The sequence below is a fragment of the Alcanivorax jadensis T9 genome (genome assembly GCF_000756655.1).
GTDB classification, from domain to species: domain Bacteria; phylum Pseudomonadota; class Gammaproteobacteria; order Pseudomonadales; family Alcanivoracaceae; genus Alcanivorax; species Alcanivorax jadensis.
This window is the reverse complement of the sequence record NZ_ARXU01000002.1, coordinates 1-15,203: the sequence shown is the minus strand read 5'-3', so window position 1 is coordinate 15,203 and position 15,203 is coordinate 1. Positions and strand designations below refer to the sequence as shown.

At 57.5% G+C, this 15,203-nt stretch carries 15 protein-coding genes; 9 read left to right on the top strand and 6 right to left on the bottom strand.

The genetic code is table 11. The features are described from left to right. The first annotated feature begins 383 nt into the window (after positions 1-383). Positions 384-1,301 carry a DMT family transporter gene (locus T9A_RS02545; RefSeq protein ID WP_035244895.1) on the top strand — a complete coding sequence of 306 codons (918 nt, stop codon included), beginning with the start codon at positions 384-386 and terminating at the stop codon, positions 1,299-1,301. 198 nt (positions 1,302-1,499) lie between these two features. On the opposite strand, the gene T9A_RS02540 is transcribed toward T9A_RS02545, so the two are convergent. From T9A_RS02540 to T9A_RS02515, 6 genes are all read right to left on the bottom strand, one after another. Further along, positions 1,500-2,306: a symmetrical bis(5'-nucleosyl)-tetraphosphatase gene (locus T9A_RS02540; RefSeq protein WP_035244894.1), complete on the bottom strand. Its 807-nt coding sequence runs from the start codon at positions 2,304-2,306 to the stop codon at positions 1,500-1,502. 111 nt (positions 2,307-2,417) lie between these two features. Then, entirely contained in the window at positions 2,418-2,795 is a 378-nt protein-coding gene (apaG, locus tag T9A_RS02535) for a Co2+/Mg2+ efflux facilitator ApaG/CorD (protein WP_052042452.1), read from the bottom strand. Between the two features lie 76 nt (positions 2,796-2,871). Next, entirely contained in the window at positions 2,872-3,666 is a 795-nt protein-coding gene (rsmA, locus tag T9A_RS02530) for a 16S rRNA (adenine(1518)-N(6)/adenine(1519)-N(6))-dimethyltransferase RsmA (RefSeq protein WP_035244893.1), read from the bottom strand. Beyond that, a complete protein-coding gene (pdxA, locus tag T9A_RS02525) occupies positions 3,663-4,667 on the bottom strand; it encodes a 4-hydroxythreonine-4-phosphate dehydrogenase PdxA (protein WP_052042451.1) in 1,005 nt (334 codons plus the stop codon). The genes rsmA and pdxA overlap by 4 nt, the downstream gene beginning before the upstream one ends. Further along, positions 4,664-5,992, bottom strand: a complete 1,329-nt coding sequence (locus T9A_RS02520) for a peptidylprolyl isomerase (protein ID WP_052042450.1) — start codon at positions 5,990-5,992, stop codon at positions 4,664-4,666. Before T9A_RS02520 ends, pdxA begins: the two co-directional genes overlap by 4 nt. Then, entirely contained in the window at positions 5,985-8,267 is a 2,283-nt protein-coding gene (locus T9A_RS02515) for an LPS-assembly protein LptD (protein WP_035244892.1), read from the bottom strand. Before T9A_RS02515 ends, T9A_RS02520 begins: the two co-directional genes overlap by 8 nt. Positions 8,268-8,357: 90 nt before the next feature. Between T9A_RS02515 and T9A_RS02510 the strand changes: the two genes are divergently transcribed. The 8 genes from T9A_RS02510 (at position 8,358) to T9A_RS02475 (ending at position 15,099) form a co-directional block, all read left to right on the top strand. After that, positions 8,358-9,362, top strand: coding sequence for an aminoglycoside phosphotransferase family protein (locus T9A_RS02510; protein WP_035244891.1), 1,005 nt, complete (start codon positions 8,358-8,360; stop codon positions 9,360-9,362). Beyond that, on the top strand, positions 9,359-10,024 hold the full coding sequence (murU, locus tag T9A_RS02505) for an N-acetylmuramate alpha-1-phosphate uridylyltransferase MurU (protein ID WP_035244890.1): 666 nt from the start codon (positions 9,359-9,361) through the stop codon (positions 10,022-10,024). The genes T9A_RS02510 and murU overlap by 4 nt, the downstream gene beginning before the upstream one ends. 80 nt (positions 10,025-10,104) lie before the next feature. Then, entirely contained in the window at positions 10,105-10,779 is a 675-nt protein-coding gene (rpe, locus tag T9A_RS02500; protein WP_035244889.1) for a ribulose-phosphate 3-epimerase, read from the top strand. 28 nt (positions 10,780-10,807) lie between these two features. Continuing rightward, positions 10,808-11,413, top strand: a complete 606-nt coding sequence (locus tag T9A_RS02495) for an NlpC/P60 family protein (RefSeq protein WP_232221971.1) — start codon at positions 10,808-10,810, stop codon at positions 11,411-11,413. Positions 11,414-11,858: 445 nt separating this feature from the next. Further along, entirely contained in the window at positions 11,859-12,482 is a 624-nt protein-coding gene (locus T9A_RS02490) for a hypothetical protein (protein WP_156964809.1), read from the top strand. Between the two features lie 89 nt (positions 12,483-12,571). Further along, on the top strand, positions 12,572-13,723 hold the full coding sequence (locus T9A_RS02485; RefSeq protein ID WP_035244887.1) for a hypothetical protein: 1,152 nt from the start codon (positions 12,572-12,574) through the stop codon (positions 13,721-13,723). 93 nt (positions 13,724-13,816) lie between these two features. After that, the gene (locus tag T9A_RS02480) at positions 13,817-14,287 is read left to right on the top strand and encodes a hypothetical protein (RefSeq protein ID WP_035244886.1); all 471 of its coding nucleotides are present in this window, start codon (positions 13,817-13,819) and stop codon (positions 14,285-14,287) included. Positions 14,288-14,334: 47 nt separating this feature from the next. After that, positions 14,335-15,099: a hypothetical protein gene (locus T9A_RS02475; protein ID WP_035244885.1), complete on the top strand. Its 765-nt coding sequence runs from the start codon at positions 14,335-14,337 to the stop codon at positions 15,097-15,099. The last annotated feature ends 104 nt before the right edge of the window (positions 15,100-15,203 follow it).

Genomic DNA, 15,203 nt, shown 5'->3' with positions numbered 1-15,203 from the left:
CGCATGCTTTCTATCGTACTGAAACTACACAGGCTGGTCGCAGACCGCTGTGCACGCAAATGGCGTGCGCAGGGATTGCGGCTGTGTGACTGATAATTTCAGTTCTGCAAAAAGGCCGCAGTGTCCCTGACCTGCGGCCTTTTTTGTGTTTTTGGAAAGGTGGCAGGTCGTTAATCAGTTGCAAGTTGAAAGTTCAAAGTTGAAAAGCGCGTGCAAGGCAGCTGCCAATCATTGATCGCGACCACCTCGCCGCAAAGGTAAAGAGTGTGAAACATGGTTTTCTCGCTTTGCGGCGTGGCTGAGGAGGTTGTCGGTTGGCACCAGTATCCACCGCGTCTTTCAACTTTGAACTTTCAACTTGCTCCTCAACCAAGGAGAACGACATGCCAACCCTGGCAGCGTATTTGATCGTAGTGGCGGTGTGGGCAACCACGCCGCTGGGGATTAAATGGAGTGGTGATGCCATGGCACCGCTGGCGGCAGCCGGCGTGCGTATGGCGATTGCTGCGCTGCTGGGTTTGCTGTGGTTGTGCTGGAAGCGTCAGCGTCTGCCCCTGCATGGTCGCGCTGTGCTCAGTTATACCGTTGCCTTGCCCGGTATTTTCGGTGCCATGGCGTGTAGCTACATGGCGGCCACACACCTGCCCTCCGGTCTAATTTCGGTAATTTTCGGTTTGGCGCCATTGCTTTCCGGGCTGATGATGCAATCTTTGCCGGGCAGTGTGCGGCTGAATGGCTGGCACTGGAGCGCCTGCTTGCTGGGTTTGCTCGGGCTGGCACTGGTGTTTGATGAAAGCCTGGCGGGCCTGTTGGCCGGCGCTGACCTGGGCGAGCGTGGTACGGGGCTGTTGTGGATGTTGTCTGCGGTGACCCTGTTTGCCGGTGGCGGCATTGCCGTGCAGCGGGTGGGTGCCGGTCTGCAGCCCATGCAGCAGACCGTTGGCGGCCTGATATTGTCATTGCCGTGCTACGCATTGGCCATGCTGATTGCCGGCCAGTCCTTTGCCTACAGCGGTGATCTGCGCGGGCTGTCCGCCATTGTCTATCTGGCGCTGTTTGGGTCACTGCTGGGCTTCTATTGTTATTTCCAGATTTTGTCGCGGCTGCCTGCGGCCACCGTGGCTCTGGTGACGTTGATCACCCCGGTGTTGGCCCTGACGCTGGGGAGTTTGCTTAATGGGGAAAGTCTGGGCGGTATGGTGCTGATCGGTGCGGCTGTGATTGTATTGGCGTTGTCTCTGTTTGTTCTGGGGGATCATCGGGTACGACGGTCGCTCAGGCAGCTGCAAATTGACAGTTGAGCGTTGCAATGGGGTCCAGGACTATTGCCAGCCGGGAAGGGCTTTTGGTTGTGTTCGGTTTAACTATTGCTGTGGCGGTTTCGAAATCGGTAGGCGTTACAAGGAATTGTCTGCGACTGGTTCCGGCTGGCTGATGTGAATAGCGGTCTCTGGGGATGGCGGCCGCTGATGGCAGGTTGTCTTCAGTAGTGTGAGGCGTCAGCAGTGGCACGCAATCCGCGTCAGGTCATCCAGGCGCAGGGCGGTGAGGCTGCCGCCCCAGACGCAACCGGTGTCCAGCGCTTCTACCTGCAACATGTCTGCGTGGCCTTCAAGGGCGGCCCAGTGCCCGAACAGGATGCGCGTGTCGCCGCTGAGACGACGGGGATGGTGGAACCAGGGCATGAAGCCTTCCGGGGGGGCATCGGGTTCGCCCTTGCTGGTCAGGTCCAGCTCGCCAGCCTCGTTGACAAAACGCATGCGGGTAAAATGATTGGTGATTACCCGCCAGCGCTCTGATCCTGCCAGGCCGTCGTCCCAGCCCGCCGGTTGGTTGCCGTACATATTGGCAAAAAACTCGTTGGCCTGTGAACTGCGAAGTACCTGTTCCACTTCTCTGGCCCGGCCTCGGGCCTGTGCCAGTGTCCATAGTGGTGGAATGCCGGCATGGGTCATCACCGCCTGATGTTCCGGTATATCCACCATTAGCGGGCAGTTCTGCAGCCAGCCCAGTAGCGCATCGCGGTCCGGTGCCTCGAGGATATCCGTGAGGGTGTCCTTGCGGCGGCTGTCGGTGCTGCCCTGGGCTACCGCCAGCAGGTGCAGGTCGTGGTTGCCCAGTACGGCGTGCACATTCTCGCGCAGCTCATAAACCCGGCGCAGGGTCCCCAGGGAATCCGGGCCCCGGTTGACCAGGTCGCCTGCCAGGAACAGCCGGTCGCGATCCGCATTGAAACCGATACGCTCAAGCAGACAGTTGAAAGGCTCCAGGCAACCCTGCAAATCACCGATGGCGTAATCGCTCACAGGGCGCCTCCGGCATAACGCGGGACGCCTGACGCGCTTAACTCTCCCCGGCAAGATGGACAGGGTCTTGGCAGGATAAGGCGTCTGGCGTTTTGAGTCTGGCGTCCCGGGTCAATGCAACGCATGCGGTACCGCCAGGGTGAACATGGGAACGTGTGCGTCGAAGTGTGTGCCATCTTCTCCAATCATCTGGTAACTGCCGCGCATACTGCCCACTTCGGTTTCCAGAATGGCACCGCTGGTGTAGGAAAAGGTCTGCCCCGGTGCGATGTGTGGCTGTTCGCCGATGACGCCTTCGCCGTGGACTTCCTGAACGCGCTCTTCGCCATCGGTGATCACCCAGTGGCGGGTCAGCAGACGGGCGCTGACGCTACCCTCGTTGCGAATGGTGATGTGGTAGGCAAACACCCAGCGCAGGCTGTCCGGATCGCTCTGATCGGCGAGAAACTCGGTATCTACCGAAACCTGGATATTGTGGCGCGGGGTCATGTTTGCTCCGTTGATGTGAATCGCTCTGAATGGATTGTGAGCCGATGTTGTCAGGCTTAGGTGTAGCAGAGAACGGTCAGGCCTTGGCGCTGTCCGGTCGGGTGATATTGGCCAAGGCCACATAGTCTGCCACGGAGAGCTGGTCCGGACGCAGGCCGGCGTCAATGCCAGCCTGCTCGAACTGATCCAGCGTGACCTGTGATTTTAGACTATTGCGGATCGCCTTGCGTCGTTGAGTGAAGGCCTGGGCCACCAGCCGGCGCAGGTGCTCTTCGTCGTCCGCCGGGTGGGGCGGGCTGGCATGGGGAATCAGCCGGACCACGGCGGAATCTACCCGGGGCGGCGGGCTGAAGGCTTCCGGGGGCACAAAGAACAGGTAATCCGCCTGGCAGTGGTACTGCACCATGATCGACAGGCGCCCCCAGTCACGGGTACCGGGGCTGGCGGTGAGGCGGTCTACCACTTCTTTCTGCAACATGAAGGTCATGTCGCTGATGGCGTCCGCCTGGCTGAGCAGGTGAAAGATCAGCGGGGTGGAGATGTTGTAGGGCAGGTTGCCGATCACCCGCAGCGGCTTGTCCGCCGGCTTCAGGGTGCGGAAATCGAAGCGCAGGGCGTCGCTTTCGTGGATGGTCAGCCGCTCCGGGCTGTTTTCCTGGCGCAGCAGGGCGATCAGGTCCCGGTCCAGCTCGACCACATGCAGGTGAGGGATATCTTCCAGCAGCGGGTAGGTGAGCGCGCCGCGGCCGGGGCCGATTTCCACCAGGGTGTCGTCTTTCTGCAGCCCCAGGGTACGCACCATCAGGTCCACCAGATTGCGGTCGTGCAGAAAGTGCTGGCCGAAACGTTTGCGGGTGCGGTGTTCTGTCATGTGGCGGCAAGCTCCAGAGCGAGTCGGGTGGCGGCGATCAGGCTGCCGGCCTTGGCCTGGCCGGTGCCGGCCAGATCGAAGGCGGTGCCATGGTCCACGGAAGTGCGGATAAAGGGCAGCCCCAGGGTGATATTGATGGCTTCGCCAAAGCCGGCGTACTTGAGCACGGGCAGGCCCTGGTCGTGGTACATGGCCAGCACCGCATCGTGTTGTGCCAACAGGTCGGGCTGAAAGGCGGTATCCGCCGGCAGCGGGCCGGTGAGCGCCATGCCCTGGGCGCGCAGGGCGTCCAGAGTGGGGATAATCACATCCAGTTCTTCGCGGCCCAGATGGCCGCCTTCACCGGCATGGGGGTTAAGCCCGAGCACCAGAATGCGGGGCTCCTCAATACGGTACTTGCCGATCAGGTCGTCGCGCAGAATGGTCAGGGTGCGGGTCAGGCTATCTGCGGTGACTGCCCGGGACACCTGACTGAGCGGCAGATGAGTGGTGACCAGGGCCACCCGCAGTTCGCGGGCGGTGAGCATCATCACCACCTGGTCCACCCCGGCCTGCGCGGCGAGAAACTCGGTATGGCCGGTAAAGGCCGGATCGGCACCGTCGCAGATCACATTCTTTGCCACCGGAGCGGTGACCATGGCAGCGAAGGTGCCATCCAGGCAGCCCTGAGCGGCACGGGCCAGCATGGTGATCGTGCCGTTGGCGGTCGCCGGATCGGGCTGGCCGGCGGTCACCGGCGCCCCGGCCGGGGTGTGCCAGACCGGCAGGGTGCCCGGTGTCAGCGGTTGCCCTGGCTGCCAGTCGGAAAGCGGCGCCTCCAGGCCCAGCTGCGTGGCCCGCTGGGACAACACCTCACGGTCGCCGATGGCAACAAGCGGGGCATCCGGGAAGGAGGCGGGCAGTGTCAGGACCAGATCGGGGCCGATACCTGCGGGGTCCCCGCAGGTGATGGCGATGGGACGCTCTAGCGTCAGACGTCCGACGTCAGACGTCAGACTCATAAGCGAATATCCACGTAGGATTCGCTGCGCTGCTCCTGCAGCCAGGTTTCCAGCTCTTCCTCGAAGCGGCGTTTCTGCAGGGCCTGGGTGGCCTGCATGCGACGGAATTCTTCGCTCATGTCCGCGTCGCGGGTGCCGTCCACGCGCAGGAAGTGAAAGCCGAACTGGCTCTCGAACACCGGCGACAGCTCGCCCACCGGAGTATTGAGCATCATGTCCTCGAATTCCGGCACCATCTCGCCCTGGGTGATCCAGCCCAGCTCGCCACCGTTACGGGCACTGCCCGGATCGTCGGAATGCTCTGCTGCCACGGCGGTAAATTCTTGCTGGCCTGAGGCAATGCTGTCGTGCAGGCGCATGGCTTCTGAGCGCGCCTCCTGGGCAGTGGTCAGGGCATCGGCCTTGATCAGTACATGGCGGACCTGGTACTGGGTGACCACTTTTTCGATGCCGCCCTTGCGGTCCATCATCTTGATGATATGGAAGCCGGCCCCGGAGCGTAGCGGCTGGGAAATCTCGCCCTTGCTCATGTCGATGGCGGTTTCTGCGAACAGGCTCGGCCATTGGGCCGCCGGGCGCCAACCCAGGTCGCCGCCTTCCAGCGCTTTGGGACCGTCGGATTCCGACGTGGCCAGTTGCTGGAAGTCACTGCCCTGGTTCAGGCGCTCCACGAGGCTCTCGGCTTTCTGCTTGGCGGCCTGGACTTGCTCCGGGCTGGCGCCGGCAGGGAGCCGCACCAGAATATGGCCAAGGCGGAAGTCGGCTTCGAACATCTTCTTGCCCATTTCCGAGCTCAGGAAACGGTCCACTTCCCGGTCGGTGATGCGGATGCGCGAGGCAACGCTGCGCTGCTGCAGGCGGGAAATCAGCATGTCCTGGCGGATCTGCTCGCGGAACTGGGCCCAGTCGTAACCGTCCTGGCGCAGGGCGGCGGCGAAATCTTCCAGGGTCATGCCGTTCTGGCGGGCAATGCCGGCCAGGGCCTGATTGAGGGTGGCGTCGTCTACCTTGATGCCGCCCCGTTCGGCCAGCTGCAGCTGCATGCGCTCAAGGACCATGCGGTCGAGCACCTGCTCACGCATCACCGCCGGGGGCGGTAGTGGCTGGCCCTTTTCCTGAAATTGCAGGGCAATGGTGTTGATGCGCTCGTCCAGCTCGCTGGCCATGATGGCGCCGTCGTTGACCACGGCCACGATGCGGTCAAGCATCTGCACCTTGGCATGGGACCAGGCCGGCAACATCAGCACGGCCATGGCCAGCAGGCCAAGCAGGGTGTGTCTGGCGTGCAGCGTGCGTCGTGCAGCGTGCAGCGTTTTCTCAATCATACTGTCTCCTGTATCCCGGAATACTGCGCTCCAGCAGGGAATCCACCTGGCCGCCGAAGCCACCCAGGCCAACCATCTGGATTTGTATCCAGAGGGTGCTGTCGGCTTCGAGATCGCCATCGCCATCATCATCCACCAGTTCCCGCTGACTCAGCAGGCGCAGTTTCCAGCAGCAATTGCGGTATTCGGCCCCGGCTATGGTTTCCAGGGTGCGCTTGTTTTCCAGGTCGTACATCCAGCGGCCTACCATGCGCCAGTGGCGATGAATTGGCAGGATGCCGCTGAGTTCCGATTCGCGGATGTCGTCTTCGGGGCGGTCGTGATAGCCCACATTGACCACCCGGCGTTCCCGGTCGTTGTAACCAATCTGGAAGCTGGAGCGTTCCCGCTCGTTTTCTTCCAGATCCCATTGGGCTTCAGTGTAGAGGTACCAGTCGCGGGCAAAGTTCCATCGGGCGTCACCCACCAGCGGTGTCTGGTCATCGGTGGGGTCTTCCACGGTCTGCTCGGTGATAACCCTTCGGTCATCGAAGTAGAAGCCCTGGGCCAGTCGCAGCCGAAGTTGTTCGCGGCCGGTGGCATCATGGAGGAAACGGCTGGTCAGGCCCAGCGCCAATTTTTCCTCGTCACCAATGCGGTCGTAGCCGATAAAGCGGTTTTCCCGGAACAGCGAGTTGTAGGAAAAGGTGAGCTCGCGACTGTCAAAGTTGGGCAGGAAGTCCTGATTCTTGAATTCCACCTTGTTAACGAACAGGCGAGGCTCCAGGGTCTGGGTGAAGTCCTCTCCAAACCAGCGGCTGGGGCGCTCGAAGAACAACCCGGAATCCACGCTGGCGCCCCAGGTGGTGACATCCGGGTTGTCTTTCTCGTTGGCCTCCACGCTGCTCAGCTCATAGCGAGTGTGGTAAAGCCGGGCGCGGGGCTCCAGGTAAGCCCAGGAATTCTGCAGGCGCAGGTTCAGGGCTGGAGCCATGTGAGCCCGCAGGCCAGTAGCTTTGCCGCTTTCATCGGAGCCACTGCGTTCAAAGGCGGTGATATCGGACAGCCACAGCCCTTTCAGAGGGCCATACAGGGTCGGGTCGCCGGTGAGCTGCAACTGGGGCAGGCGGCGGTAGGGCAGATCCTGATCCGCCAGGGTCGGGTCGATGGTCTGCCAGGACTGCATGCGCCCCAGTACCTGCCAGGTACGGCCGTAATAGCGGGCCTCCGCCAGCCTGGGCAGGTGGGTCTGGGAGCTGATTTCCAGGCCGGTGTCCAGGTCCTTGAAATAGAAGTCATCGGACACGTAATTGAAGTCGGTCTTCAGGTTCCAGCGGTTGATATTGCCGCTATGGGTCCAGCGGGCCACCTGCCTGTCTTCGTCATCGAATTTGCGGTCGTTGAAAAGCACCCCATAGCTGATGTCGCCCTGGCCCCAGGGCGTCAGGTAGCGGAATTCGGAGTCCACCCCCTGGCCACGGCCATCAATAAAGCGGGGGCCGATGGTGGCATCCAGCTGTGGGTGGATGTTCACGTAGATCGGCTGGGTAATGTCCAGGCCGCCGCTGCTGTCACCGATAGCAATGGTGGGGAACAGCAGGCCGGTCTTGCGGCGGTCGTCGATGGGGAAGGTCATCCAGGGCAGCCAGAAAATCGGCATGCTCTTTACCTTCAGCACCACATTGTTGGCTTCGCCCCAGCCCTTTTCCCGGTCCAGATAAATCCGTTCCCCTTCCAGCGACCAGCCGCTGGAGCCCGGCGCACAGGTGGTGTAGGTGCCGCGGGTAATGGTGGTGGAGGTTTCGTTGAGGAAGATATAGTCGGCGCTGCCGCGGGCGGCGGTATTGAACAGGGAATAGCGCACACCCAGCAGGCTGCCTTCCTTGCGGCGGGTCTGGCCGCTCATGCTGGAGGCAATAAAGGTGGCCTGGTCGCTTTCCAGGCGCATGCCGTTTTCCAGCTGGAATTTGCCGGTGGCCTGGTCCAGTTGCGCACTGTCAGTGGTAATGCGGCTGCCGGGCTGTTCGATCAGCACGTCGCCGTCCAGCTCGATCAGGCCGTTCTGCGACATGGTGGAGTGGTCGGCGGTGACCACGGTGTCGCTGCCTGCCACGGGGATGCCCACGGCCGGGTTATAGTAGATGCCGCCACACCATTCCGGGATGCTGCGCTGTTGCACGGCAGGGAACGTGGCCATTTCTTCGCGGTCAACCCAGTTCAGGTCGTTGTCCGCGGTGCTGGTGCCTGCCAGAAGCAGCAGGCCGGGGATAAGAATTCGTGGTACGGGCAGTGGCATCGGCTGCTCAGAACAGGTAAAAAGGCCGTTTTGTACAGCGGCGGCAATTCCGCCCTGTAAAAGCGGCAGTGTAATCGAACAAGGAAGGCAATGCAGCCTGATAAAAGTAAATCCGACAATAAGGCCGACCCCCGCAAGGTCGCCCTGGACCAGTGGGTAAGTACTTACCTCGGTGCCAGTGTGGCGGGTGAGCCGGCTTCCGCGGATGCCAGTTTCCGTCGTTATTTTCGCTATCAGCATTGTGGCCGCAGCCTGATCGCCATGGATGCGCCGCCGGCCCAGGAAGATTGTCGCCCCTTTATCGACGTGGCCCAGCGTCTTCAGCGTGCCGGCCTGCATGTGCCCGAGATCGTCCATCAGGATCTGGACCAGGGCTTTTTGCTGCTCACCGATATGGGCAATGAAACCTGGCTGACCGCCCTGAACGAGAACAATGCGGATGCCTGGTACAGCGCCGCCATCGATACCCTGATTACCCAGCAGTTGCATACCGATGTGAGCGGCCTGCCAGTCTATGACGAAGCCCTGCTGCAGCGGGAGCTGGAGCTGTTCCCCCAGTGGTACCTGTTTCGCCACCGGGAAAAGGTGGTCACCGGCGAACTGCGCCAGCGCCTGGACCGGGTGTTCACTGTGCTGATCGAATCGGCCCTGGCCCAACCGCAGGTGTTCGTGCACCGGGACTACATGCCCCGCAACCTGATGGTGTCCGATCCTAACCCCGGGGTGCTGGACTTTCAGGATGCGGTGGCCGGGCCCATCAGCTATGACGTGATCAGCCTGTTCAAGGATGCCTTTATCAGCTGGCCGGAAGCGCGGGTGCTGGGCTGGCTGCGCCAGTATTTCGACAAGGCCACCGTCGCGGGCCTGCCGGTGCCGGCGGACTTCGACACCTTCCTGCGCGATTGCGATCTGATGGGCGCCCAGCGCCACCTAAAGGTGATCGGTATCTTTGCCCGCATCTGCCACCGGGACGGCAAACCCAAATACCTGGGCGATGTAGCCCGATTCTTCGCCTACCTGCGCACCGCCATCGCCCGCCGTCCGGAGCTGGTGGACCTGGAATGGATCCTGGATCAGCTCGAGGACAACGAGTGAAGGCCATGATCCTGGCCGCCGGCTACGGCAAGCGCATGCGGCCACTCACCGACCACACCCCCAAACCGCTGCTGCAGGCGGGGGGCAAGGCGTTGATCGAATACCATATAGAGAAACTGCGCGATGCCGGCATCGACTCCCTGGTGATCAACACCGGCTGGCTGGGCGACCGGCTGGCCGCCACCCTGGGCGACGGCCGGCGCTTTGGTATCCCGATTCTCTATTCCCACGAAGGCACCCCGCTGGAAACCGCCGGCGGCATTCGCCGGGCGCTACCGCTGCTGGGCGATGCGCCCTTTGTGCTGGTCAACGGCGATATCTGGACCGACTACGACCTGTCCCGGCTGGTGGCAGACCGGCCCGACCCGGTGCATCTGGTGCTGGCGGATAATCCGGACCACCACCCGGGCGGCGATTTTCATCTGACAGAAGGGGGCCGGGTGCGCGATAATGGCGAACCCAGGCTGACCTATGCCGGTATGGGCCGTTTTGACCCGGCCCTGTTCGCCGAAATGCCCGATGGCGAAGCGAAACTGGCGCCGCTGCTGCGCGCCGCCATGGCAGACGATGCCGTCAGCGGTGAGCACCACCCCGGCCAATGGTGGGACATCGGCACCCCGGAACGCCTGGACGAACTGGACCGATTGCTGGCCCGACCCTGAAACGATTTTTTGTGTGGGAGCGGTCGAACGACCACTCCTACAGTGACGCTGTCGCGACAAACGAATTTTAAGGAACCCTCATGCCCAAGCAGGATTATCTGATCGCCCCCTCCATTCTCGCGGCCAACTTCGCCCGTCTCGGGGAAGAGTGCGATAACGTGCTGGCCGCCGGGGCGGACGTGATCCACTTCGACGTGATGGACAACCACTACGTGCCCAACCTGACCATCGGCCCCATGGTCTGCAAGGCCCTGCGCGACCACGGCATCACCGCCCCCATCGACGTGCACCTGATGGTCAGCCCGGTGGATGACCTGATTACCTCGTTCGCCGAAGCCGGCGCCAGCTACATCACCTTTCACCCGGAAGCCAGCCAGCACGTGGACCGCTCCCTGCAGCTGATCAAGAGCCACGGCTGCAAAGCCGGCCTGGTCCTCAACCCGGCCACCCGCCCGGACTGCCTGGAATACGTCATGGACAAGCTGGACATGATCCTGCTGATGAGCGTGAACCCGGGCTATGGCGGCCAGAAGTTCATTCCCACCACCCTGGACAAGACCCGCGTCGTACGCCAGATGATCGACGCCAGCGGCTACGACATCCGCCTGGAAGTGGACGGCGGCGTCTCCGAGAAGAACATCCGTGAAGTGGCCGCCGCCGGCGCCGACACCTTCGTGGCCGGTTCTGCCATCTTCGGCAAGGACGACTACGCCGCGGTCATCCAGCAAATGCGCGAGGAGCTGGCGCAGGCCTGAGGGCCTACACCGCTCAGGAGGGAACCGAATGGCCCTGCCACTGCCTTATCCCTCCATGCGCCACACCCTTCCTCTTTTGAGTTGTTTGCTGCTCCTGCTGGCCGGCTGTGCCGGCAGGATGCCCGCTGGCGCGGAATCGGCCCCTGAAGGCCCAGCAACAACCCGTGCCAAGCAAAAAACCAGCCCGGGCAACACGGCCCCGGATATCCAGTCCCAGCAGGAAATGGATGCGCTGGTGGCAGAGGTAATGTCCGAAGCGCCGCCCCTGCGCGTTTCCCTGCAAGCCCAGCACGAAGACTGGAAAGGCGTCCCCTACCGCTACGGCGGCCTGAGCCCCCGCGGCGTGGATTGCTCCGGCTTCGTCTACCTCACCTTCCTGTCCCGCCTGGGCATGGAAGTACCGCGCACCACCCTCGAACTGCTAAGAAGCGGGGAAAAGGTAAAGCGCGACGACATCCGCGTGGGCGACCTGGTGTTCTTCCGCACCGGCCCCGGCAACCGCCATGTGGGCATCTACATGGGCAACGGCGATTTCCTCCATGCGTCCTCCAGCCAGGGCGTGATGACTTCCTCTCTGAGCAATCCCTACTGGCGCCAGCGTTACTGGCAGGCACGGCGTCTGGCAGGCCTGTAATGCACTCCATCTCGTGCGCGCCTAGCGTTACCGCACCTACCCCTCTACCGAACGAGTAGGGTGCACTGAGCCTAAGGCGAACTGCACCATTCCCCGCCCATGCCGTGCAGTTCACCCCAGGCTCAGTGCACCCTACGCAAACCGCAATCCATCCGTTGTACCCGAAGCGTCCCGCTTATTGTCGGCCTGATATGTGGCCACTCCACCGCCCGTTTTTCATCCGCGCGCAAGTTGAATTTGTAGGATATGGCTTACATATTTTTGTAAGTTGCTGAGATAAAGTGAATTTTCGAGTTTGGGGGTGCAAGAAAAGTCCGAACTCAATTTCCCGTTCAACACGAAAATGCAAGAAAAGTCAGGTGAGAGTGGTTGCTGTTTTGGTGGTAATCCATTGAGCCCGTGGGGTTTTGGCGTGATTTGAGCAAAGAGTTGGGTCGGGGATATATTGGAAAGTGATATATCGCATCTGCAATTGAATACGATGTTAGGAATCTGGATAGGGGGAGCAGCTTTGAGAAAGGTAATCCGAGTAATTTTAGCATTTCTTCTGCTTCTTGCTTTTGGTGCGGCTGTATGGTTCGGCGTCGGTGCCTTGTTTGACTTGATAAAGGGTTTTGGTAAGGAGGCTGTAACGGCATCAATAACAGCACTTTTTGGTCTTTTCGGAATTCTTTATGCTCAATGGCACTCAAAAGCTAAAGAAATTTCCGATAGTCACAGGCCTGCGAAAATCGAGGTCTATGAAACGTTCTTCGATATTGTTGAGCGTTTTATGACAGAGGAAAAAGCAGCGGAGTTCGATCCAGAAGGAGATGAATTTCCTGACGACTTTAGGGAGCAGTTCATGAAGCTCTCTAGAGGTATGATTATCTGGGCTTCTCCCCAGGTTATTAGGGCTTGGAGCGGCTTTAGAGAAAATTCTGGGACTGGATCGGCCAAGGATACATTGCTGGCAGTTGATGCTGTTTTGCAAGCTATTAGAGCAGATTTAGGCAATAGTAATTGGGGGCTTTCCCGTGGGGATGTTGTAAAAGTCTACTTGAAAAATCCTCGCGAAGTAGATGTTTAGGTCGCGCAAATTCCTAACAATGCCATGCATGCGACAAGCACATGATGGCGGGCGTTATAGCACTTGCATATTCTAACAAAGGATGATGAATGTTTGTAAATGAAGCTGAGATGCAACGTAAATTGTCAGAATATGCGAGAAAATTCGGAGGCTTTAGTGAAATTGTTGAAGATCACGACTTCTACAAAGGGACTTCCCTAGAGGAAGATTTGATTATCGACGCATACGATTATTGTCTAGAGTCTCTGTATGAAACGGTGCTAATTACCGAGGAAGAGAATATTTCGCTATTTAAAAAGGAACAGTTAAAACCAGATTTTCTACTATTTGACCCGGGTTTTGAAAAATTTGTTATTGTTGAGCTAAAGAATGAAAAAAATGCAACAAGACAAGCAGGGACGGAGTTAGGTGCTTATGCAAATGCTATAAAAACTCACTTCCCAATGATTGCTGATACAGATGTGGTTTTTATAGTAATTTCTTCTGAGTGGCCGACACTGCTTAAAAATTATTTGTTTAATGAAATATTTTGGCATAAGAAAAAAATTTTGTGCCTGCGGCCAATATTAATTGAGAGTGATTTTTTAAGGCTGGAGTGCTTGCCACCAAATATATTGTTTACGAATAAGCTGCAGACTAAATTCCGATCTAATAGTTTTTCTGGAATGCAGTACTGCATATACGGAAAAGGTATACATCAAGGTGACCCTATAGAAGAGTTAGACAAGCATATACTTCAAGTAAAGGCGTCGTTTGAAAGAATTATCCGTAAATCTCAACAAAAAAATTCTCATGGATTCGCATTTTTATGGAAAGACCTTAGAAACGGCACTCTTGCTAGATATAGTGTCACATTTGTGGATATAAACCCTTTTGAGAAATTTCATCGACAAACTATAGAGATTGAAAACGATTTTTCTGAAAAACTATATCGATGTATAAGTGAATGGGGGGCGAGTGGCATGACGGGTACAGCCATTGAATCAATGAGAAGTGGAGGTTATTTTCTCGATTCTATAGCCAACCCAGCCCCAGAAGGAGCTCATTCATGGGAAATATTGAAAGAATTCATGCTTGAAAGAAGTAAGTTAATTTCGTTTAAACCATTTGGGATCATTGCAGATCTATATGAAGAGCATCTAAGTAGGGTTTATGCGGAGAATGGTTCTGGTTTGCAATATGATGATCCGCATTTTGGGCTTGCCTTTACAGAAGAAATAATGGTGAAAGAAGTGTTATAACAAAGCATAGCGCCGGACTAGCCGGTGAGCGCGGCGTTATGAGCTTAGTAACCGTTCCGCGAGTATGGAAATTAAATTTCAAAGGATTCAATAATGAGTGAGATTAAAAAGCCCATTGCATTATCTATTTATGCGAACTTATTTAGAAATCCTGCGGCAATGATATTTTTAATTCTGTTCTTGCTTATCTACACAGTAATATTGTCGGTAGCCGCTTCTGAAAAAAATATCGATATATTGGAATTGGTTAAGGCTGCTCCATTTGCTGTATCTGCTGGAGTGTTAGGTATTTTTTCTATTATTTTCTGGGCATTAAACTATATTGGCAGGGCTCAGAAAATTGAGTTGACAATTAAGGAGTCGGAAGAGCTGTTTCGTATTCGGAAACGCCTAATAGATGAAGTTTTTGACGAACCCTCTCCAGAAGCAACTATTGAACTGGCAGCCTTGAAAGCACATCTTCTTCTGTCTGGAGGTGAGCTAAATGCAGAACCCGAGACTCCTTCAGCAAAACTAGGGTTTGAATATTCCGATGCAGTTAAAGCCCTGCTAAAACGCTCATAACAAGGCGCTGCTGCCGACAAGCGGCAGTAATCTAAGGAGACTTTCGGATGCCCTCGCGTATCTCTGGACAAGATTTGATCCAGCTCAAGGACGCTATTGTCCAGGATTTCGATTCGTCAAATTGGCGCGAGCTTGGTGCCCTCACAAATATGATTGATGAGGTCGAGAGGCACCCTCGACTGCTGCGGAGCCTCTCTTTTGGCGATCCTGATTATGACGGCTTGGCATTGACCTTTCTGCGAAGGATGATAGGTCAAGAAGACGAGAATCTTGATACTGTCGTGAAATATGTTCACAAAACATGCGGCAATGCTGGGGAGAACGTTTCTAGTGAGGTAGCGCAAGGCCGGAAAATAGTTTTCTCCCCGACCATCTTCAATGTTCCCAGCGATCCTGTTGATACAAACCTGATCTCGGTCATGATGCCGTTCGACGCGTCAATGGCCGGAGTCTATAACGCTATTGTATCGGCTGCCCAACAAGCAGGTTTCGAGTGCCAAAGAGCGGATAATATTTGGGATCATTCGACCGTAATCCAAGATGTGTTTTCACTCATTTTCAAGTCTTACATCGTCGTATGCGACTTCACAGGCAAGAATCCGAACGTATTTTACGAAGCTGGTATCGCACATACGTTGGGAAAACATGTGGTGCCAATTACTCAATCAGAGCAGGATGTACCGTTCGACTTAAGGCACCATCGTTTTGCCAAATATTTGAACAATGGTGAAGGCTTGGAGAGTTTAAAAGAGGGTTTAGCCAGCCGCTTTTTAACGTTGGCTACAAAGCGACCGAATTCAGGCTGGATATAACCAAAGAGCAGTGGGGTCACAAAAGCAGTGGGGTCAGGTCTCCCAATTCCCATCGGCCATGGAAAATGGGTGGCCTGCCCCTGTTGGCTAAATAAAGATAGTGG

Coding starts and splice junctions, on each gene's coding strand:
- T9A_RS02475 (WP_035244885.1), top strand. CDS start 14,335: ATGCCCTCGCGTATCTCTGGACAAGATTTGATCCAGCTCAAGGACGCT.
- T9A_RS02545 (WP_035244895.1), top strand. CDS start 384: ATGCCAACCCTGGCAGCGTATTTGATCGTAGTGGCGGTGTGGGCAACC.
- pdxA (WP_052042451.1), bottom strand. CDS start 4,667: ATGAGTCTGACGTCTGACGTCGGACGTCTGACGCTAGAGCGTCCCATC.
- T9A_RS02485 (WP_035244887.1), top strand. CDS start 12,572: ATGTTTGTAAATGAAGCTGAGATGCAACGTAAATTGTCAGAATATGCG.
- T9A_RS02495 (WP_232221971.1), top strand. CDS start 10,808: ATGGCCCTGCCACTGCCTTATCCCTCCATGCGCCACACCCTTCCTCTT.
- apaG (WP_052042452.1), bottom strand. CDS start 2,795: ATGACCCCGCGCCACAATATCCAGGTTTCGGTAGATACCGAGTTTCTC.
- T9A_RS02515 (WP_035244892.1), bottom strand. CDS start 8,267: ATGCCACTGCCCGTACCACGAATTCTTATCCCCGGCCTGCTGCTTCTG.
- T9A_RS02480 (WP_035244886.1), top strand. CDS start 13,817: ATGAGTGAGATTAAAAAGCCCATTGCATTATCTATTTATGCGAACTTA.
- T9A_RS02510 (WP_035244891.1), top strand. CDS start 8,358: ATGCAGCCTGATAAAAGTAAATCCGACAATAAGGCCGACCCCCGCAAG.
- rpe (WP_035244889.1), top strand. CDS start 10,105: ATGCCCAAGCAGGATTATCTGATCGCCCCCTCCATTCTCGCGGCCAAC.
- rsmA (WP_035244893.1), bottom strand. CDS start 3,666: ATGACAGAACACCGCACCCGCAAACGTTTCGGCCAGCACTTTCTGCAC.
- T9A_RS02520 (WP_052042450.1), bottom strand. CDS start 5,992: ATGATTGAGAAAACGCTGCACGCTGCACGACGCACGCTGCACGCCAGA.